General features: G+C 32.1%; 22 protein-coding genes. 11 read left to right on the top strand and 11 right to left on the bottom strand.

Going from position 1 to position 21,614, the window contains the following annotated elements:
- Window positions 1-23: 23 nt before the first annotated feature.
- The 4 genes from B4I81_RS00940 to ribB are packed head-to-tail and all read left to right on the top strand — an operon-like array spanning window position 24 to window position 5,810.
- On the top strand, window positions 24-2,540 hold the full coding sequence (locus B4I81_RS00940; protein WP_291106458.1) for a DNA translocase FtsK: 2,517 nt from the start codon (window positions 24-26) through the stop codon (window positions 2,538-2,540).
- A 10-nt stretch (window positions 2,541-2,550) separates the two neighbouring features.
- Window positions 2,551-3,195 (top strand): LolA family protein, encoded by a 645-nt coding sequence (locus B4I81_RS00935; RefSeq protein WP_291106456.1) that lies wholly within the window; start codon window positions 2,551-2,553, stop codon window positions 3,193-3,195.
- A 46-nt stretch (window positions 3,196-3,241) separates the two neighbouring features.
- Window positions 3,242-4,672, top strand: a complete 1,431-nt coding sequence (locus B4I81_RS00930; protein ID WP_414655069.1) for an LptF/LptG family permease — start codon at window positions 3,242-3,244, stop codon at window positions 4,670-4,672.
- A gap of 4 nt (window positions 4,673-4,676) precedes the next feature.
- Window positions 4,677-5,810 carry a 3,4-dihydroxy-2-butanone-4-phosphate synthase gene (gene ribB, locus B4I81_RS00925; protein WP_291106453.1) on the top strand — a complete coding sequence of 378 codons (1,134 nt, stop codon included), beginning with the start codon at window positions 4,677-4,679 and terminating at the stop codon, window positions 5,808-5,810.
- A gap of 103 nt (window positions 5,811-5,913) precedes the next feature.
- On the opposite strand, the gene eptA is transcribed toward ribB, so the two are convergent.
- The 4 genes from eptA to B4I81_RS00905 all read right to left on the bottom strand — a co-directional run bounded on the left by eptA (window position 5,914) and on the right by B4I81_RS00905 (window position 9,676).
- Window positions 5,914-7,449, bottom strand: a complete 1,536-nt coding sequence (gene eptA / locus B4I81_RS00920) for a phosphoethanolamine--lipid A transferase EptA (RefSeq protein WP_291106451.1) — start codon at window positions 7,447-7,449, stop codon at window positions 5,914-5,916.
- A complete protein-coding gene (locus B4I81_RS00915) occupies window positions 7,430-7,750 on the bottom strand; it encodes a phosphatase PAP2 family protein (RefSeq protein ID WP_291106478.1) in 321 nt (106 codons plus the stop codon). Before B4I81_RS00915 ends, eptA begins: the two co-directional genes overlap by 20 nt.
- Entirely contained in the window at window positions 7,720-8,256 is a 537-nt protein-coding gene (locus B4I81_RS00910) for a phosphatase PAP2 family protein (RefSeq protein ID WP_291106449.1), read from the bottom strand. Before B4I81_RS00910 ends, B4I81_RS00915 begins: the two co-directional genes overlap by 31 nt.
- Window positions 8,257-8,467: 211 nt before the next feature.
- Complete coding sequence (locus B4I81_RS00905; RefSeq protein WP_291106447.1) at window positions 8,468-9,676, bottom strand: helix-turn-helix transcriptional regulator; 1,209 nt, start codon at window positions 9,674-9,676, stop codon at window positions 8,468-8,470.
- 254 nt (window positions 9,677-9,930) lie between these two features.
- On the opposite strand from B4I81_RS00905, the gene B4I81_RS00900 reads away from it, so the two are divergent.
- The 5 genes from B4I81_RS00900 to B4I81_RS00880 are packed head-to-tail and all read left to right on the top strand — an operon-like array spanning window position 9,931 to window position 15,173.
- Window positions 9,931-10,413 (top strand): T9SS type A sorting domain-containing protein, encoded by a 483-nt coding sequence (locus B4I81_RS00900; protein ID WP_291106445.1) that lies wholly within the window; start codon window positions 9,931-9,933, stop codon window positions 10,411-10,413.
- Window positions 10,410-11,027 (top strand): hypothetical protein, encoded by a 618-nt coding sequence (locus B4I81_RS00895; protein ID WP_291106443.1) that lies wholly within the window; start codon window positions 10,410-10,412, stop codon window positions 11,025-11,027. The genes B4I81_RS00900 and B4I81_RS00895 overlap by 4 nt, the downstream gene beginning before the upstream one ends.
- A 9-nt stretch (window positions 11,028-11,036) precedes the next feature.
- A complete protein-coding gene (locus tag B4I81_RS00890) occupies window positions 11,037-13,130 on the top strand; it encodes a hypothetical protein (RefSeq protein WP_291106440.1) in 2,094 nt (697 codons plus the stop codon).
- 34 nt (window positions 13,131-13,164) lie between these two features.
- Entirely contained in the window at window positions 13,165-14,655 is a 1,491-nt protein-coding gene (locus B4I81_RS00885; RefSeq protein WP_291106438.1) for an SUMF1/EgtB/PvdO family nonheme iron enzyme, read from the top strand.
- Between the two features lie 11 nt (window positions 14,656-14,666).
- A complete protein-coding gene (locus B4I81_RS00880) occupies window positions 14,667-15,173 on the top strand; it encodes a hypothetical protein (RefSeq protein ID WP_291106436.1) in 507 nt (168 codons plus the stop codon).
- Between the two features lie 1,027 nt (window positions 15,174-16,200).
- Here the strand turns inward: B4I81_RS00880 and B4I81_RS00875 are convergent.
- The 6 genes from B4I81_RS00875 to B4I81_RS00850 all read right to left on the bottom strand — a co-directional run bounded on the left by B4I81_RS00875 (window position 16,201) and on the right by B4I81_RS00850 (window position 18,615).
- Entirely contained in the window at window positions 16,201-16,590 is a 390-nt protein-coding gene (locus B4I81_RS00875) for a hypothetical protein (protein WP_291106434.1), read from the bottom strand.
- A 9-nt stretch (window positions 16,591-16,599) separates the two neighbouring features.
- Entirely contained in the window at window positions 16,600-16,767 is a 168-nt protein-coding gene (locus tag B4I81_RS00870; protein WP_291106432.1) for a hypothetical protein, read from the bottom strand.
- A gap of 80 nt (window positions 16,768-16,847) precedes the next feature.
- Window positions 16,848-17,291, bottom strand: a complete 444-nt coding sequence (locus B4I81_RS00865; protein WP_291106430.1) for a hypothetical protein — start codon at window positions 17,289-17,291, stop codon at window positions 16,848-16,850.
- Entirely contained in the window at window positions 17,281-17,673 is a 393-nt protein-coding gene (locus B4I81_RS00860; RefSeq protein ID WP_291106428.1) for a helix-turn-helix domain-containing protein, read from the bottom strand. The genes B4I81_RS00865 and B4I81_RS00860 overlap by 11 nt, the downstream gene beginning before the upstream one ends.
- 12 nt (window positions 17,674-17,685) lie before the next feature.
- Window positions 17,686-18,207 (bottom strand): hypothetical protein, encoded by a 522-nt coding sequence (locus B4I81_RS00855; protein WP_291106426.1) that lies wholly within the window; start codon window positions 18,205-18,207, stop codon window positions 17,686-17,688.
- A gap of 111 nt (window positions 18,208-18,318) precedes the next feature.
- A complete protein-coding gene (locus B4I81_RS00850; protein ID WP_291106424.1) occupies window positions 18,319-18,615 on the bottom strand; it encodes a hypothetical protein in 297 nt (98 codons plus the stop codon).
- Window positions 18,616-19,058: 443 nt separating this feature from the next.
- On the opposite strand from B4I81_RS00850, the gene B4I81_RS00845 reads away from it, so the two are divergent.
- Both B4I81_RS00845 and B4I81_RS00840 read left to right on the top strand, forming a co-directional pair.
- Window positions 19,059-19,415, top strand: a complete 357-nt coding sequence (locus tag B4I81_RS00845; RefSeq protein ID WP_291106422.1) for a T9SS type A sorting domain-containing protein — start codon at window positions 19,059-19,061, stop codon at window positions 19,413-19,415.
- Between the two features lie 53 nt (window positions 19,416-19,468).
- Complete coding sequence (locus B4I81_RS00840; RefSeq protein ID WP_291106420.1) at window positions 19,469-20,875, top strand: T9SS type A sorting domain-containing protein; 1,407 nt, start codon at window positions 19,469-19,471, stop codon at window positions 20,873-20,875.
- Between the two features lie 25 nt (window positions 20,876-20,900).
- Here B4I81_RS00840 and B4I81_RS00835 read toward each other — a convergent pair whose 3' ends face one another.
- Complete coding sequence (locus tag B4I81_RS00835) at window positions 20,901-21,563, bottom strand: RteC domain-containing protein (protein ID WP_291106418.1); 663 nt, start codon at window positions 21,561-21,563, stop codon at window positions 20,901-20,903.
- Between the last annotated feature and the right edge of the window lie 51 nt (window positions 21,564-21,614).

Raw genomic sequence — 21,614 nt, 5'->3', positions numbered from 1 at the left:
TTTGTAAAAATTGTTGCGTTTACATGACCAAAAAAACTAGCAAAGACTCCGATAATAGTGTAAGTTCAGAAACCAAGAAAAAATTTTCTTGGGGACTTAGCAGACAACAAAAATTTATTTTTGGAATAGCACTTCTATTTTTCTCGATAGCACTATTACTATCGTTCATTTCATATTTCGTTACAGGATTTAATGATCAAAACATCGTATCCGAATTAAGCAATCGAAATGCAAAAGCCGAAAACTGGCTTGGTAAATTTGGAGCTTATCTAGGTCATTTTTTTATGTACGAAGGGTTCGGTATTGCCTCTTTTATTTTCATTCGTACTTTTTTCTTAACCGGAGCTTATCTTGTTTTAGATATGCCCTTAGGAAAATTAAAGAGAAGCTTTTTCTGGGATTTTTATCTCATCATTTTCCTATCTATCATATTTGGATTTCTATGGGAGTATATTCCGCAACTAGGAGGTGTTGTAGGGTTTGAAATGAATCTTTTCATACAAGATTATATCGGTAAAACAGGAACACTGCTTGTACTATTGTTTGGAATTGTTTTATTTTTAGTTTTCAAAATTAAGATGTCTCCAGAGAGTTTTACTAAAGTCTTTGAAAAACCACAATCCGAATTAAATGAAGAAATTGCTGCTGTAAATACAATAATTCCTGTAAATCAAGAAGCAGAAGCGAATGAAGATGATGAAATCAACACTGATTTACCTTTGACAACTCCTTCTAAAGAAGATTTTATCTTAACAGAGGACGAAGAAGAAATGGGGAATTTTGAATTGAAAACGTATCCTTCAAATTTCGAAATCAATAAAGAGGCTTTAAAACCAACAATTGCAACAGCATCAGAATTAACTTTAGACCCAAAACCAAAGGTAGAAACACCTGAAGAACACAATTTCTCTATCGAGGATAGAAGCATTCCTCAAGAAGAATTTGTTAACGAAGATGCTTTTGTAATCGAAAAAGTTGCTGAAGAAGAAGTAGTGGAAGAAAACTTAGCTGCTAAATTGGTTCAAGATTTCGGATTATTCGACCCAACATTAGAATTATCTAATTACCAATTCCCTCCTATCGATTTATTAAAAGAATATTCTTCTGGAGGTATTACCATCAACCAAGCCGAATTAGAAGAAAACAAAAATAAAATTGTTGATACCTTAAAAAATTACAGCATCGGAATTTCACAAATCAAAGCTACTGTTGGGCCAACCGTAACTTTGTACGAAATTGTACCAGATGCTGGTATTCGTATCTCAAAAATTAAAAACCTAGAAGACGATATTGCCTTGTCGTTAGCGGCTTTAGGAATTCGTATTATTGCGCCAATTCCAGGAAAAGGAACTATTGGTATTGAAGTGCCAAATAACAATCCTACGATGGTTTCGATGAAAAGCGTTATTGCTTCACCGAAATTCCAAACTGCCGAAATGGAATTACCAATCGCATTAGGTAAAACCATTTCTAATGAAACTTTTGTAGTTGATTTAGCCAAAATGCCTCACTTATTGATGGCTGGTGCTACAGGTCAAGGAAAATCGGTAGGATTAAATGCGGTGTTAACTTCATTATTATACAAAAAACATCCAGCCGAAGTAAAATTCGTTCTGGTAGACCCAAAAAAGGTAGAATTAACTTTATTCAATAAAATAGAACGTCATTATTTAGCAAAACTTCCTGATGGTGGCGATGCTATTATTACAGACAATACAAAAGTAATCAACACGTTAAACTCGTTGTGTATTGAAATGGACAACCGTTATTCGTTATTAAAAGATGCGATGGTGCGTAACATTAAAGAATACAACGAGAAATTCAGAAACCGCAAACTAAATCCTGAAAACGGACACCGCTTTTTACCTTACATAGTATTAGTAGTGGACGAGTTTGCCGATTTAATTATGACTGCAGGTAAAGAAGTAGAAACACCAATCGCTCGTTTAGCTCAGTTAGCGCGTGCCATTGGAATTCACTTAATTATTGCTACTCAACGTCCATCGGTAAATGTAATTACAGGAATTATTAAGGCGAATTTTCCAGCTCGTATAGCCTTTCGTGTAACTTCAAAAATTGACTCTAGAACTATTTTAGACAGCCAAGGTGCTGATCAATTAATTGGTCGTGGTGATTTATTATACACTCAAGGAAATGACATTACACGTGTACAATGTGCTTTTGTTGATACACCTGAAGTGGATAAAATTTGTGATTTTATTGGTTCTCAAAAAGCCTATCCAGAAGCGTATTTACTTCCAGAGTATGTTGGGGAAGAAAGTGGCATAAAACTTGATATTGACATATCCGAAAGAGATTCTTTGTTTAGAGAAGCTGCAGAAGTTATTGTAACTGCCCAACAAGGAAGTGCCTCTTTAATTCAACGTAAACTAAAATTAGGTTACAATAGAGCCGGTCGTTTAATTGACCAATTAGAAGCTGCTGGTATTGTAGGTCCTTTTGAAGGTAGTAAAGCCCGTTCCGTTTTAATACCAGATTTAATTGCCTTGGAACACTTTTTAAATAATGAACAAAACTAATAATTTTAAAATGACACGTTTTTTACAAATTGCGATTGCTCTTTTTATCGGTTTTTCTCTTCAAGCTCAAGATGCTAAAAAAGCGAAAGAGTTACTAGATGAAGTTTCGACAAAAATAAAATCGTATAATAATATTGTGATTGACTTTAAATATACTTTAAATAATCCTAAAGAAAATATCAACCAAGAAAGTAAAGGTAATGTAGCGCTACAGGGAAATTTATACAATCTAAATTTCATGGGGGTAACTAAGATTTTCGATGGAAAAAAAGTCTATACAATAGTACCAGAGGACGAGGAAATAACCGTTGCAAACTTTGATGCTAATGATGATAATGCCATTACACCGAACAAAATGCTAACGTTCTTTAATACAGGATACAAGTACAATTGGGATATTCTTCAGAACGTAAAAGGAAGAAAGATTCAGTACATCAAATTAACTCCTAACAGCAGTAAAGATCAAAGAAAAGAAATTTTAGTGGGGATTGATGTACAAACGAAACACATTTACACAGTAATCGAAGTGGGAAAAAATGGCACAAAAACTACTTTAACTGTTAATTCTTTTAAAACAAATCAACCATTATCAAAAAATCATTTTACCTTTACCAAATCAAAATATCCTAATTATTACATCAATAAATTAGACTAATTTCGTACGGGTGAAAATCTTAGACAAATACATTATTAAATCCTTCATGATTACATTTACTTCGGTATTTGTAATCTTGTTTTTTATATTCGTTCTTCAAGGAATTTGGCTATTCATCGCTGAATTAGCAGGAAAAGATTTAGACTTCTTTACCATCATCAAATTCTTATCGTTTTATGCGCCTACAATTGTTCCTCTTGTATTGCCCCTTTCGGTTTTATTAGCATCTATTATGACCTTTGGTAGTTTTGCAGAAAATTATGAGTTTGCTGCTATGAAATCTTCTGGTATTTCTCTACAACGTGCAATGAAAATGCTAACAATCACTATTGGAATTTTGTCTTTTGTATCGTTCTTTTTTGCGAATAATGTAATTCCTGATGCGCAATTTCGTTTTATAAATCTTCGTAAAAATATAGTACAACAAAAACCAGCAATGGCTATTGCCGAAGGACAATTCAATACCATTGGCACTTCAAACATTAAGGTAGATAAAAAATCAGGCGATAATGGTGAGTTTTTAGAAGGGGTTACCATGCACGTTAAAAACAACAACATGGGATTAGGTGCCAATACCATCATAAAAGCAAAAAGAGGAATTTTAACCAGTGAAGACGATTCAAACTATTTACAATTAGAGTTATACGATGGGTATTATTATGAAGATATACATCCCAAAAATTACAATGAACGCAAACGCCTTCCATTTGCAAAAAGTAGTTTTAAAAAATATGTAATCAATATTGATTTAACTAAACTGAATACTTCTGAAATAGAAGAAGGAAACATTACCTCAGAAAAAATGCTTACAGCTCTTGAGTTAAATTACACTTTAGATTCATTACAAAAAAGCTACAACAAAGATGTTTTATCTTATGCAAAAAATGTAATCTTAAGAAATGAAGTTATTTTTAACAAAAAGACAACTACTATTCAAAACAACAAGAGTGTAAATTCAACTAAAGAAAATTACAAAAAAGATATTTTGACACTTCTATCCGATTCAGAAAAAAAACAAGTAATAGAAATGGCAAAAAGTAACGTAGCAAGTATAGAATTTAACATACAATCAAATAAAACGGACTTAGAAGACAAAATAAAAAACATTAATAATCATTGGTTGGCAATTCATGAAAAATTTGTAATTGCTTATTCTTGTTTGCTTATGTTCTTCATAGGAGCACCTCTAGGGGCCATCATTCGTAAAGGGGGACTAGGACTTCCAATAGTATTTGCAATTTTAATTTTTATAACCTTCCATTTTATCAACACCTTTGGTCGTAAAGTTGCCCAACAAGATAGTATTCCTCCTTTTTTAGGAGCTTGGTTGGCTTCAATATTAATGACACCGTTTGCTATAATACTTACTTATAGAGCTACAAATGATATTGGTATCATGATAAATTTTGACTGGTTAACAGAGCCATTTAAAAAACTTTTTAATAAAATAACTCAAACTAACATTGACAACAACTAATCCCATGTCAAAAAACATACAACTCAACACAATTGAAGAAGCTATCGAAGACATCCGTCAAGGAAAAGTTATCATAGTCGTAGATGATGAAGATAGAGAAAACGAAGGCGACTTCCTTGCCGCTGCCGAAAAGGTAACTCCTGAAATGATTAATTTCATGGCAACACACGGAAGAGGATTAATTTGCGCCCCTTTAACCGAATCTCGTTGTAAAGAATTAGACCTTCATGCCATGGTGCGTAATAATACTGACCACATGGAAACCGCCTTTACTGTTTCTGTTGACCTAAAAGGAAATGGAGTATCAACAGGAATTTCGGCATCAGATAGAGCCAAAACCATTCAAGCATTAATTGACCCAGAAACCAAACCTTTCGACTTAGCTAGACCCGGACATATTTTTCCCCTAATTGCCAAGCAAGGAGGTGTTTTAAGAAGAACCGGACACACAGAAGCCGCTATCGATTTTGCTCGCCTAGCTGGATTTAAACCTGCAGGTGTTATTGTAGAAATCATGAACGAAGATGGAACAATGGCACGATTACCTCAACTAGTTGAAGTAGCAAAAAAGTTCGATTTAAAATTGGTTTCAATTGAAGATTTAGTTGCCTACCGCATGCAACATGATAGTTTAATTCAAAAGAAAGAAGATTTTGATATTCAAACCCGCTTTGGGAATTTTAGAATGCGTGCTTATTTGCAAACAACGAACAAACAAGTACACATTGCTTTAACAAAAGGAACTTGGAACGCAGGCGAACCCGTTTTAACACGCATCAATACAACTCAAGTGAATAATGATATTTTAGGAACGCTTACTGATACAACTGATAAAAAATTAGACGATATTTTCCGTAAAATAAACGAAGTAGAAAAAGGAGCTATTGTTTTTATCAATCAAGAGGTTAAATCATTAGAGTTATTAGATCGTATCGCAGAATTAAAAGTATTACAAAGCCAAGGCGAAATGCGTGCGCCTCAAATTAAAATGGACTCCAAAGATTTTGGAATTGGAGCACAAATCCTTCACGATCTAGATATTACCAAAATCGAATTACTATCCAATAGCACCGCTCCTACCAAACGAGTAGGAATGATAGGTTACGGATTAGAAATCACCGATTACGTAAACTATTAATATAAAGCCCCAAAATACTAGTATTTTGGGGCTTTTTTAAAGCTATTCTAAAACCATTTTACTTTTTCAAGTTCAAAGAATTAAGATTCTTCAACTCAAAGTTCTATTTGTATTCAAAAATATTCATGTCTTCCTTGTAAATAGGACTTTCAATATTTAAAAAATGTAAGACACTATGAAACACGTGGTATTGTGACAAATTATCCATCTTTTTCACTTTCATTTTACTTGCATCTGAAACCCATACTATAAATGGAATTTCATATTGTTCTTTTGGAGCAATACTCATAGGAATTCCATGCATATATAAGTTATTTTCTCCTAAAGATTCTCCATGATCAGAAACAAAAAGCATCGTACTTTTATACGAATTCAATTGCTTTAATGATTCAATTGTTTTATATAAAATATAATCGGTATAAACAATCGAATTATCATACGCATTAATAAGTTCTACTTTAGAGCAATTCGATAATTCTACACTTTTACAAACAGGTGTAAAATGTTCAAATTGTACAGGATATTTCTTATAATAACTAGGCCCATGACTCGTACTAGTATGCAAAACAATTAAAATTTTATTCTTTTTACTAGCTAAAACCTGCTCTTTTAATCCATTTAAAAGAACTTCGTCATAACCACAGTAGTCTTCTTTACAATTGGCTTGTAAATACTTCTTATTTTGATAATTTTTAACGTGAACGGGGGGCTCCCCCCAGTTGGTAGTTCGCCAAATCACCTCTACATCATTACGATATAAGTAATTAGGCAAAATTTCATACAAATCATTTGTCTCTTTGTGATCTAAAATACTTTTTACACCTGCAGTTGTGTAAGTGGCACTAGAATTGGCATCAAAATGGAATAAATTTTGAGTTTTAGACAACAATGGATTTGTGTTTTTACTGTAACCATATAAAGAAAAGTTTTGTCTTCGAGCCGATTCTCCAATGATTAAAACTACAATTGCTTTTTCATTATCCTTAATTTTTGCATCTGGAAGTAAAATTTCCTTCTCATTTTTTTTATGTTGATGAATATAAAAAAGAGACGTATTTACTACATACGACCAAGGCATTGCTAATCCTCCTAACTTTTTTGAATTCTTATCAATCCATAACCAATTACTTGCATTAACAAAAACCAAAAACAAGGCAGACAATAAGGTAAGCGATGATAGTATCGAAAACTGCTTTAGTGATACACTTTCAATTTTACTTTTAACAATCAAATAACTTGGTAAAACTCCCAAGAAAATAAGATAAAGTACCAATTTTAATGAAAAATAACTGCTCGACTCCTCATAATTGGTATTCAATACATTACCTATCATACTCTCATCTATAATTATACCATAGGTTGAAACGAAGTAAAAAGCAATGGAATTAAATAAAAAGAATAATACGAGTATAAATTTCCCTATTCGTTGTGATAAAAATAAAAGTAAAAAAAACACAAAAGCATTTAACAATATCATGAGTACTACCAAACTCGTTATCACAAAAAAACCACTAAGGCTTTTGTAATTGATATTTTCAAATACGAAATTAAAAAAAGGAATATGAAAAAATAAGAAGTTAAGACAACTGATAATTAAAATAAAAGGGAGAATCTTGAAGTTATTTTTTAATGTAAACATAAATAAATTTATAAAGAGCCACAAATAAACTAATTAATACCAAATAAAACACTAAACTTTTTTCATAATAAATTTTTATTGAAACGGAAACACAACAGGCAATAATAGCAATAATAAATAGCGGAGTAAATTTCTTAAAACAAAACCAGTTCCAAATTTTATATCTTCTAGTAATTATTATTCCTAACAGACCAGAACAATATCCGATAACACTTCCTATAAAAACATCAAAAGGAAAATGAGCTCCAACTGCAACTCTAGATAATCCAATTAAATACCCAAAACCAAGTAGAAGAAAAATCCAAATGCCTTTATATATGATTTTTTTGGCATAAAAGCAAAAAGGATTACAGTTAAAATCGTAAAAACGGTAACGGTATGTCCAGAGGGTAAGCTACTAAAACCATCTAAAGTTCTTCCTACAATAATAAAACTATCCTTATTTAAAATTTCGGCAGGTCTAGGTATTGAAAACAACTCTTTTAAAAACTTACATAAAACTGCAGAAACTAGCAAAACAGATAACAACGATTCCCAAAATTTAGGTGCATAAATTACCAATAAAATTAAAAAAGATAAAAATATAGAAGCATCACCTAATTGCGTCAAATTAAAAGCAGTTGCCTCATATTTTCCAAAATAATGATTCAAATCATAAAACCAATCCTTTTGAATTGCTAAATAACCTTGAACACTAAAGGCATCATTCATTAAAAAAAATAAAACTAGAATTAGAATGATAAAAAATGGAAATAAAAATAATCTAGGATTTATTTTATTAAAGTTGGTAATTACGACTTCGTTCATTTTAAATAATTAATTCGTTAAAAATAAAAAAAAATCAAAATAGTTACATTTTTTTATAAAAATTAATGATATCTTAATTTATATTTAAAAAACTAACATTCTAAATTAAAGAGTAAAAAATACCCACTGAAATATATTTCAATACGGCTTAGAAATTACAGATTACATAAATTATTAATATAAAACACTCAAGATAACTTGAGCGTTTTTTTTATGTAATTGATAAATTATCTCGAAAACTACGAATTTGATAATGCACTCTATAGTGCTCATAATTATTATAATAATCCTGAGGAGTTACTCCTACAATTTCTCTAAAGCTTGTATAAAAAGGATTGTAAGAAGCAAAACCAACTAATCTTGCTAAAGAATCAAATGTGTTATGACTCAAATAACCTTCATCTATTAATCCTAATGCATCCTCAATTCTAACAGCCTTTTTAAAATCTGAAAACGAAATTTCTGAATAATATTTAAAAAGAAAAGTAAGATGGCTTTTAGGAATATCAAGTTTATATGCTAAATCACCTAATGAAATTTTTGCATCTCTAAATAATTTAGAATGCTTTTTAACATCATCAAGCGTATCTTTATATCCCTCTAATAAATTAATTATCTTTTTTTGCAATTTTAAATCCTGAACATTTGTTATGACAAAACCTTCATCTCTTTTCCACATTGTTGATATAGTGATAACTTTCTCTGATGAAGAAATATCTACTTTATGATACAAATATCCTTTGAGAACTTCAGGAAAAATTAATATCCGTAAAAAAATAAACAACCAAATACTGCATGATATCCAAATAAAAGACCTTCCATATTCATAATGATTATTTGTTACTTCTAAAAACAACGAAATCATCAATCGAAGACCCATTAAAAATAATAAAGAAAATAAAAAAATAGTCCATTTCTTAATTATTTTATTTTGCTTATTTATAAATGAAATTGGACTGCTTTTACTCCAAACTCCTCTACGCAAAATTTCGTAATTATATACAATATAAAAAACAATATAAATCAGAAAAAAAGAAAGAAAAATACGATTTTTAAATGGTATTGCTAAGAGTTGATGATCATCTAAAAAATCAATAATTATAAATGCTAATGGTATAACCATATGATAAGCATCAGAAGTTATTATCTTTTTTCGATTTGTAACTAAATTATTAAAATATAAAAAGGTTAAAGGAATAACTATAATCAAAACATTATTATAATTATTTAAAATTATATTAAGATATAAAGGATTAAATAAACTTAAAAATCCAATAACCAAAAATCGAACTACAATTATCGATAAAATCAAAATTAAATATACGTTAGCTATATAATTTGATTTAAAACGTATAAAAATTTGAGCAATAGCTAATAACCCTATCAAACCTGTTGAGAAGACAAATAAATTTTCAAGCATACTTAGATTATAAAGAATTAATACTCAAAAAAAATATGTTCTTTAGGGGGAAAAAAATAATTAATCATGTAAAGATATAAAAAGTTTTCTTTGTACTAATTGTTTTTAACAACAACTATTCTATACATACAATTTAAAAAATCCGTTACTAAAACATTAAAAATTGTTATTAAAAGTTCATAAAAATTATTTCAAAATCTACACTCCCTTTTTTAAAATGAAGCGAATCGTAAATTGCATACAAATTACAAAATATGGTAAAAAAAATCGCACTACTACTTTTAAGTGTTACTGCAAGCGCTCAAGAACTTCATCATCAAATGGTGGCCAGTCAAGGGCAAAATGTCCTTTTAGAAAGTGGCATTGCAGTCAGACAATCTATCGGACAGCAAAGTGTAATTGGAAGTTACTCAAATAACCAAATTCGAGTAGAACAAGGTTTCCAACAATCTGCTCTTAAAATGAGTACCAATGCTACGCTAGCTAACGATATTAAAATTACCGTTTATCCAAACCCATTTATAAATAGGATAAACTTTCAGTTTTCAAAACCACTTAATGAAAACGTAAGCATCACATTTTTTGATGTATTAGGCAGAATCATTTATGCTAAGGAAAGTTCATTAAACGAAACAACTTTAACACTTAATGATTTAAATTTTGCCGACGGAAAATACATTGTAAAAGTTGCTACTAAAAATTACTATTACACAATTAATTTATTGAAAACACAATGAGAAAAAAATTACTATTCTTCTTAACAATCCTTTTCATTTCAAATTCTTTTGCCCAAGAATTATACCTAAATATGGGAAATAATTTTACAAAATATGAATTTGAAACAAACGGACAATCCATGTCTACTAAATTACAAAGTGGTACTGGAACTACTTATGAAATAGGATACGCTATACCTATTCGAAACAAAGATTTCATGTACTCATTTGCTGTTACTCTCAATAATTTCAATGCAGTAGCAGGTAATGCCGCAAATTCATATGAATGGAATACTAAATATCTTGGTGCTCAATCAAGCATACAGTACAATCACAAAATATCTTCTTTCTTTAGCCTTACAGCTAAAGGTGGTATTAATCTATCAACCATTATTTACGGTAAACAAAATACAGATGGTGAAATTTTCGACCTTATAAAACAAAAAGAATTCTCTGGATTATTTGTCGGAGCATCTGGAAGTATTCACACTAATTACAAATTAAATAATGTGGGGTTCATTAGTTTAGGCTATGGATATTTATATTCGATTAATACCTCAAATAATACTAATGAAAAATTAGCCTTTAAAACCAATCAAATTTTATTAGGTATCCATTTTACTATAAATCATTAATTCTATTTTATGAAAAAGATACTATTATTATTCTTGCTTTCTGTTACACCTTTGTTGCACGCTCAAACAAATGGTATAACCTATCAAGCAGTTATTTATAAACCTATTGGCGATGCAAATCCTGGGGTTAATAATACTAATGTGCCTTTAGCGCTTAAAAATGTATGTCTTCAATTTACAATTGTAGATAACAGCAATCAATCAGAGTATGTGGAGAATATTACCACACAAACAGATAAATTTGGAATGGTAAATTTACTTATAGGCTCTGGAAATCAAGTAGACGGTTATGCCAGTTCTTTTAACAATATCAACTGGAACACTACGATAAAAAGTTTAGTGGTTCGATTAGATATATCTGGCAACTGTTCTAATTTTGAAGAAATTAGTAACCAACCATTCTCTGTTGTTCCTTTTTCTTACAACAGTTTTAATGCTACAAATGCTACCAATATTACTGGCGTAGTTACTATTGAAAATGGAGGAACAAACGGAACTACTATTTTAGAAGCTAAAACTAATTTAGGTTTAGACCAAGTAGAGAATACTAGCGATCTAAATAAACCAATTAGTACAGCTACTCAAAACGCTTTAAATACAAAAGAAAATAGTAGTAACAAATCTACTGACGCTACTTTAGCTGACGCTACTAACACAAAATTCCCAACAGAACTAGCTGTTAAAACATATGTAGACGGTCAAGTGGTATCGGTTACTAATAACACTACTACTGCTATAGCTACTGTTCAAGCCGATGTAGACGCTAACGAAGCTGCTGCAAATGCCGCTATCGCACTTAAAGAAGATGCCATTAACAAATCTACTGACGCTACTTTAGCTGACGCTACTAACACAAAATTCCCAACAGAACTAGCTGTTAAAACATATGTAGACGGTCAAGTGGTATCAGTTACTAATAACACTACTACTGCTATAGCTGCTGTTCAAGCCGATGTAGACGCTAACGAAGCTGCTGCAAATGCCGCTATCGCACTTAAAGAAGATGCCATTAACAAATCTACTGACGCTACTTTAGCTGACGCTACTAACACGAAATTCCCAACAGAACTAGCTGTTAAAACATATGTAGACAGTCAAGTAACTTCTATAGGAAATAATTTTTTGCCATTAGCAGGAGGTACTTTAACAGGACAGTTATTTACACCATCAGTAGTGTTTAATAACGGTAGCACATGGGAAATTGGAAACTCAGGATTCAACTTTTCAATCTATCAAGGGGGATGTTGTAGTCGAGTTATCATTGACGAAAATGGAAACTTTGGTATTGGAGGTAATTACTTACCTCAATTTAAATTAGATGTTGAAGGTAGTGGCCGTTTTACTAATAGTGTAACAGCTAATGCGTTTAGTATACCCGGGGGATTAGCTTCACAATTCTTAAAAGCAGATGGTACTGTCGACTCAAATAGTTATTTCATAACAAATAGTTCTAATGTCGCTATTGGTTATGTTTCGGGTTCTGGAGGACAAGGGGAACACTCAATTGCCATAGGAAGTAATACAGCGCAAGGACCTCAAGCTGAAGGAGCTGTTGCAGTAGGTTATGCTGCAGCACAATACAACCAAGGGCTTAATGCCGTAGCAGTAGGTTCCTTTGCCGGTAATAACAACCAACCAGAAAATGCAGTAGCTATTGGATACAATGCACAAACAAATGGCACTAATGCTATCGCTATTGGTGCTAATGCTTATGCTCAAAACCCAAATACTGTTCAAATTGGAGATTCTAACATTACAAATGTAAATACCTATGGCTCTATAACAGCAAATGCTGAAATAAGTGCAGAAATAACTAATAATTTCACAATCAATGCTACAAATGCAGAATTATACAAAGGAAAAGTATTAATATGTAATCCTAGTTCACAAATTACCATTACGTTTGAAAACAACCTTCCTGTCGGATTTAACTGTATGGTATTACAAAAAAGTGATGACGCTAACAAAATTAATTTTGCTGGTGGTAGTGGCGTAACACTAAAAAACCGAAACAACTATACAGCTACAGCTGGCAACTATGCCATTGCTACCATTGTAAATATTGGTGGTGGTATTATCGTTACTGCCGGAGACATGCAATAAATTCAATTACTAAAGATTAAACAATAGAAAAAATATGAAAAAAATAGCCTTAATAACCATCTTATTTTTAGCATCTAACATAAACAGTTATGCTAATAATTTAATTATCGGTACACCTACTGTAAGTGGTAGTACTGTAACCTTTACCATAAAATGGGACAACAGTTGGTATGTTACTACAGGACCTTCTAATTGGGATGCTGTTTGGGTATTTGTAAAAAGACAAAGTTGTGTTAGTAATGCACCTAGTCCATGGGTACATGCAGATATAGCAGCATCTGGTAATAGTGTTACTGGAGGGGTATTACAAGTAGACCAAGTACTTGATAACAAAGGAGTATTCATTAGAAGAAGTGCTGTAGGGATTGGAAATATAACTATGGCAACCGTTACATTAACATTAAATTCTCCTATTGGAAGTGATAACATTGGTGTATATGGTATGGAAATGGTAAACATCCCTGAAGGTGATTTTTATATTGGAGATGGATCTCAACAATATTTCCATACTCTTTCAGATCCTAGTGGAAATCCTCTTTTAATCAATGCTGCTATTCAAAACGCAGGATTAGGTGCTGCTTCTAACTACCAAAGAGACAATTTGGGCTCTTCTGGAAGTTTACCCGCTTCTTTCCCATTAGGATACAATAGATTTTACTGCATGAAATACGAAATTACGGCTGGTCAATATGTAGCCTTTTTAAATACACTTAGCTTTAATCAGCAAATTAGAATGCAAAGAGACTACCAACCAAATCTTACTCCACCTGATTCTCCTGCAGGCACTGAATTTCACTGCTGGCCTTGTGGTAACAATTCACCTAGAATCGTAATTGCTACTCCAGGTAACAATACCTCTCAAATTATTCCTGCTGTTTATGCAAACGATTTAAACAATAACGGTGTATATAACGAAGATGAAGACGGTTTAGGCATTCCTGTTGTTTTAAACGTGAAAAATTTCTTTGCTTTCTTAGACTGGGCAGCCATAAGACCAATGACAGAATTTGAATACGAAAAAGCATGTAGAGGAAATCAAAATCCTGTTTTAGGTGAATTTGCATGGGGCTCAACAGACTTTAATAATACTTATGACGTACCTAACTATGGTTCCGCTTCAGCTACTAACAATTATGCTATGCTTGGTAATAATACTGCAGGTACAAACCGTTTATACCGCGCTGGTATTTCGGCTACTCCTACTTCTAACCGTTTAAAAGCAGCTGCAACTTACTATGGCGTTTTAGACATGACTGGAAATGTTTGGGAATCATGCATTGGAGGTTGGAATGTTGATTTTTCCGACTTTACAACACAAAATGGAGACGGTAACCTATATGAAAATGGTCAATCTGTTGATAATGGTTCTACTGATATGGCTACTTGGCAAACTAATCGAATTATGGTTAAAGGCGGTGGTTCTAACTGGGTTGGCGGTGAATGGATTTCTGTATCTGGAAGAAACTGGGTACAATTTAACAACTACTCTTTCTTCCAAGGTGGAAGAGGTGTACGATCATTTTAATTTGTATTACAATGAATAAAATAAAATTTATACTATGGCTTTTATTCATTGGATGTGGCGCTAATGCTCAAATTGCTATGCCAAGTATGCGAGGTGTATTCAATACTAAAGTGCCTACCACCATGTATTCTGGTGGTGTGGGTGAAGGTAATAACCAACAAACTCTCACCCAAGGCAACTGTATAGCTCCTTCTTTAGAAACCATTTATTATGGCGGAAATGGAACAGGATATGACGAACAACAATTCATACAAAGCACTTGTGCCTATCCATTGCTAGAAACTATTTATTTTGGAGGAGCAAGTTACGGAAACGTAGCTGCTACCCTATTACAAAGCACTTGTGTAGTTCCTAACCTAGAAACCATTTATATGGGGGGTACAGGATATGGAAATGCGCAACAAACAATAATGCAATACAACTGTATTATGCCTATAATAGAATCTTTTTTCTTTGGAGGATTTAGTGGAATGCAATCTCCACAAATCATTATTCAAACCGATTGTAATACACTGTAAATATAAAAAACCGTTGCTAAATTAAGTAACGGTTTTTTTTTATAAAAATGCTAACAAACATACGAATAGCTTAAAACAAACATTACCAACTCCGTTTTCAAAATCAAAGTTTTAAAACACAGAAGGAAGAAATTTAAAAATCTTTAAAATTATAACTATTTAATATTTTTTTAGGAGCAATACATCACACTGGCTAATTATTTTTTGCATTGCTTCTACTTCTCATAATTAACTCGTTTCAGCATCTCTTAACCATCTCATTACTAACTAAATGAACGCGAAAGGATTAGCTTCGCTGAACTTCGTTTCACGCAAGAGCGAGGATAACAAACAGTGCGTTGATTATTCTTTATCCCAATGAACTTCCCTGATTTGTCATGCTGAACTCGTTTCAGCATCTCGTTTCAGCATCTCTTAAACATCTCATTACTAACTAAACGAACGCGAAAGGATTCGCGCACGAGCGGGGAAATGGCTAACGTTGTTGCAGCCAGTGGCGAAGGACGGTGTTTTTTGTAGCTGGGTGATGCGATGGGAGCTGCAAAAAATGTTGTCCTGGAGCCACTGGCAAGAGCGTTGGACGAGTGGCTTTTTTACATAATGTTATTATAGTGCATCCGAGATTTTGATAAGAAGCAGGATAGTTCTTTATGCACTATAATGCCACATTATGTAACTAAGCTTTGGGAAAAAAAATACTGGCATGAGTTGCGAAGCGTACGTGTTTTTGTTTTGTGCGTTGGGCAAGCTCTTTGGCTGATGGCGTGCAGGATTTTTCAATTTACATATAATTTTCTTGCCATCAGGCAAAGTGCTTGATGAGCGTTGGGACAAAAACCATGACAGTAATTTTTTTTGGAGCGTTGGGAAGGAGTGGTAACTGAAAACCTAAAACGTCAATTTAGCGTTAAACGAAAAAGTACGTTCTCGTTATTATGAAATGAAATTAGTGAAATGAGGCAAACAAAGAATTGATGCTAGGAATACTTGGACTAGGAGCAATTTTTGTGCAGATGAATGAGATAATTTACTTTAAACCCAATTTATGACTAGTAATGAGTTTTTCATTAATTATAGAAAAATCAAGATTAGTTGCATTCATTTTGAATAACTTATATGCTTTAGCTTTTGTTAAACGATGTTGTAACGTTTTATTTGTTTCTATTGACAACACACCAGCATAACCTGTTGTAATTATTATTGGTTTCTTTTTATAATCTTCCAATATGTCACAATTTGAAATTTCAGATTTAATGAGCTTTGCAAGTTCAGAAAATTGTTTTATTTCTGTAGCTGATAATTCATATATGTTGTCTTTAACTTTTGAACTTTTAACTTGGATAAGCATGATGTGCCAATATCCATCTCGTCTTGCAATCGAATAGATATCAGCAGGTGTTTGACTGCCAGAAGCCAAAAATGATTGCTATTTTGGAGTTAATTGTCCAATTTTATTAATAATAAATTTTTCTGCATAATCTCCAGCTGTTCTATTTGGCATTGGAACACCCAAGCCACCTCTTTCTAATATTAATTTACTTTCAGCTCTCCATTTGGTAACAATATGCTTTACGAACTTTTCAAAATTTTTCATTTTCGAATTATTTGATTAAAAAAAAATGTCCCAAATATTTATTATAATGGGACAAAATATACTCTTTGAAGAATAAAAGATTATTCTATCAACTTATTTGGATTGATAACTGGCAATATAAAATTACTTAAAGCTGTACCTTGAAAACGTGTCATTAATATTCCTCTTGATGTTGAATATGTAATTGCAGCTAGAGCATTTCCTAAAGCAGGACTTATAGTAACCGTATTGTCTTCTTCTAATTTGGTTAATTCTTCAATGTTATCCACATGAAAAACATAAACAAAACTGAACGCTCCGATTGCTTCTTCGCTATCTTCTTTTTCACTTTTGGTTTCTACATTTACTGAAAAATCAGCTTTAATTAATTTATCTGGAATATTAAAGCCCAATTCAAAGTCTACATTGAAATTGTGACCTTGAACTTTTTCTTCCTCAAAATCGAATGGACTATTAATTTGTCCTTTTATGATTTTAAAATCAACAATTTCAATTTTTTCAGGTTGTAATAAATTAGCTGACATTGGCTAATGCTGTTTTATTGTTTGATTTTGATTTTTTCCATGCGCTGGTATATGCTACATCTGTATTTATAGTATTGTTTCTATAGAGTGTTACATATCCAGTTGTTCCCATTGGCTTTCTTTGTGGAACATTAATAATTGGTTCCCCAAGTTCTGCTTCAAGTTTGGCTAAAGAACGTAACGTAAAGTTATGTTCTCCTACCAACCATTTGTTAACTTCGGAAGGTCTTTTTTCTAGCTTATCTGCTAAATCTTTTTGGCTAAATCCTTTTGCTTTTAACAACTGATTTACTCGAACCACGATATCAGCATATAATCTCGCGAAGATTTTTGTTTCTTCCGGTGTTTCTGCTAAAATTCTTTGTGCTACTTTGCTTCTCATTGTTTTGGATTTTTAGAGGATGATTTCATCTGAACCATCATAATTAGTAAGTTTTCTATGTTTTTCATTTACAATTATTGTTCCATCTTGTAAAGCTTCATTAATTCGTTTTGCGAATTCACATGCTGCTCTCCATTCTAAATGCAATGAACTTGTTTGATTTGTTGGACCATCTTTGATACCTCCATTGAAAAGTATAACTATGTTGTTTGTGATTTTTAAGGCGTATAATCTTAATAGAAATTCTGGAAAGTGGTAAGTAATATTTTCGATTGTTCTTTTACCTTGGACAGGTAATCCCTTAACTTCGTTTTCATCTCTATTGAATAATTCATCTATTGCTCCGTGATCATTACCAATTGATAACAATACAAAAGACAACAATACTTGATTTGCTTCTTTGTATTCTGCTATTGCATCATATTTTTCAAAGAATAAATCAGTTTCATTTGTCTCGGCATCATCATATTTTACGGTGTAAAAAGTGCATTTAGCAGCTTCATCATCCCATATTTCTAGAGCAAATATATTCACTTTATTATTAGTTTGCAAACAAAAATACACTTTTAAGTGTATTTTATGATTATTTAATATACTATTTAGTTTATTTTTTCAAATGTAAGAATACTATTTGTTACTTAAAAACTATTCTTCATCATCAAAATAAAAATTAACATCCTCATTTCCTAAACAGTCTAAAAATTCAATTCTTTCCTCTAAATTATCTGTTTCTTCATACAAAATGTCAAGCTCACCATCAAGATTTAAAGCTGTTAATCTATTGAGAATACATTTAATATAAAAATTACTATCATAATTATCAAAATCAAGAGGTTTGATTTCTTTCAAGAATTCTTTTAAAAGTAAATTATCATCATTTATCAATTTTATTAATAATTCTTTTTGAATACGATTTTCAAATTCAAAATCAAACTGTTCCATTATGAAAATCTTGTAAGCTTTTGACAGATGTCTAATTTCATAAACAAATATTCCCAATCTATGAGCTTCTTCCCTAAGTATTCCATATTGCTCAGTTACAATTGATTTGACTATTTCTCCGATGAATTTCTTTATTTGAACTTGATTTTTGAACTTGATTTTTGGTACTCATTTCTTCGGTTTAAAATTACCATTTTCTTTAATCGTTCACGTTCTTTTAAAATTAGTTCGCCTCTTCCAAAATACACATCTGCTGGGGTTAAACAAAAGAATTGGGTTAACTTTTTTGTAAAAATTATCTTAGTAGCTTTGTTTTGAAGTAGATTGTGGGCACGGAATGTAATTCCGCGCTATAGGTTTTTCTATTTTCTACGAGGCCTTTTTGACCATGCTTATATAATTAGCATTTTAATAAATATTTCACTAGCTTTGTTTGAAGGAACTTGTGGGCACGGAATGTAATTCCGCGCTATCGGGTATTTGAAGTAGATATCCCATGGTGTAACTCTTCAAGTAAAATGAATAACGAAAGTGAAGATAAGATTGTAGGTACTAATAATAGTTTTAGTATGTATCCTAAGCCAGCAGCCACTCAAGTAACTCTTTCTTATACTATCGAATTAGAAGGGGTAACACTTGAAATTTATGATTTGACAGGAAGAAATATTACTAAAAAAGCCTTATCTTCGACTGATAAGGAAGTCACTTTAGCGATTGACTCTTATCCTGCAGGTATGTATATGTTAGTTGTAAAACAAGCAGATGCTATCTTATGGCAAAACAAGTTAATTATTAAATAGAATAACCCTAAACAGGTACGTTTTTAGCGTACCTGTTTTTAAACTAACGAATTATGCTTAAAAAAATTACTTTATTCTTTTTATGGGTATGTGCTTCAACTTTTGGTCAATGTTTTGATGGTTTTCAGATAGGAAGCTATCATGTTGTCTCTATTAAATCAAATGGAACTTTATGGGGTTGGGGTGAGAGCGATGCTGGAAACTTAGGAAATACCAATTCCATAAATTCTTCCTCTTTTCAAATAGGGTCATCTACTGATTGGTTGAAAGTAAGTGCTGGCCCATACAATACTTTTATTATTAAAAATAATGGTACTTTATGGGCTATGGGAGATGGAAGGTACGGACTATTAGGTAATGGTTCTACAACTACAATAAATCCTACTTTACAACAAATCGGTACAGCTTCTAATTGGCAAAAGATATCCGCTTCATCTGAAATGACTATTGGTTTAAAAACCGATGGGACCATTTGGGGCTGGGGACAAAATGATGAATATGAAATGGGAAATAATACGTGTTGTGCCAATCAACTTACTCCCATTCAAATTGGTACAGCCAATCATTGGGTGGATGTTGAAACTAGTTTGGGTGCCTCTGTTTTTGCTTTAAAAAATGATGGCACTATTTGGGGTTGGGGATTGAATCTCGCAGGTTTATTAGCCGATAATACGGTTATGGCAAGAAGTGTCCCTACACAATTAAATTCTGATACTGATTGGGCGAGTATTCATGTTGGCGCTGCCCATATTTTAGCTTTAAAGACAAACGGCACCTTGTGGTCTTGGGGGGGGGGTGAATATGGACAAACTGGTGATGGTTTGTCTCCTTCATTATATCGTTCGTATCCAAGACAAGTTGGTACTGACACTTGGTCTAAAGTATTTGCTGGTTGGAAAGTATCCTTTGGAATTAAACCTGATGGTACTCTTTGGGCTTGGGGACTTAATGATGTTGGACAATTAGGAATAGGCAACACCACTAATCAATTTACCCCCGTTCAAGTGGGTACTGATACCGACTGGGTTGATGTGGTTTCAGGTGGCGCTGGCAATGACCAGTTTACCATTGCTACAAAATCAGATGGCACGGTTTGGGCATGGGGAGATAATCAAGTGGGACAATATGGTAATGGTACTGTTGGAAATCCAGTTTATGTACCTACCCTAATGACGGGGCTTTGTGCTACCTTAAGTGCTACTGAATTTCAACAAGAAAATGTTTTTACGATGTATCCTAATCCAGCAAAGGATGTGGTAACCTTACAATATGATTTAGCTATAAATAATGCTACAGTTTCTATTTTTGATGTAACTGGTAGGTTGATTCAAAATGTAGCTTTAAATTCTTTTTTAGGAACTAATGAGTTGAATGTTAGTGCTTATCCAGCTGGGGTTTACTTGGTTTTGGTTAAGCAAGGCGCTGCCGTGGTTTCTAGTAGTAAGTTGGTTGTTGAGTAGCGGGTTTCAGGTTTCAAGTTGTGGATTAAACTGTGTTTAGTGAGGTGCCTAAGGTTAGGAGATTCCTAGCAGGCTCGGAGCCTGTCCACATCATTTTTATGTTCGGTTGGCGTTGTGATTTTTCAGTAGTTCCTTTATTTTCAATCATAATTAGTTTATTTTCAAGATATAATTGAATTAAGTCATTAGCTAATATTTTTGCTACTTTATAATCATGAGAAGTTGAAAAATTAGTATCTGTTTCAAAATAATAGCTACTTAATGCTAATTTCACATCAAACTTCCCTCTTAGAAAATATTTGTAATCCAAATAATTATTTCCAGAGCGAAAATATTTGTAAAATTCTAATTCATTATCAAAAAATGATTTAAGTTTTATAAGTTCATTATTGTAATATTTTTTTAAAATACGATTGCCTCCATTTGGCTTTTTCATTTCAATTTTAAGGATTGAATTGTAATAAATAATCTTTGATGTAAATTGGGGTTTAATTTCCTTAAAAAAATATATTTCTTCATCTTGACTTTTGAATTGGCTTTTAATAACTACATTTTTTAAATTCTCTTTAGCTTTTAAAGTTATCTCAATAGCCTTTTCACAACGCTTAATTTCATTGTCTATTTCAAGATCAATGAAATTAAGTTGTTCATTTAGGTCTGTTTGTAGATTTATTATTTTTTGATTCAAAGTCTTAAAATATTTAAGGATATAGTTTTAATAATTTGATGAGTTCCTAAT

The sequence above is a fragment of the Flavobacterium sp. UBA6195 genome, from assembly GCF_002422095.1.
Classification (GTDB): Bacteria; Bacteroidota; Bacteroidia; order Flavobacteriales; family Flavobacteriaceae; genus Flavobacterium.
The sequence above is the reverse complement of the archived record's forward strand: the minus strand, read 5'-3'. Positions and strand labels throughout refer to the sequence as shown.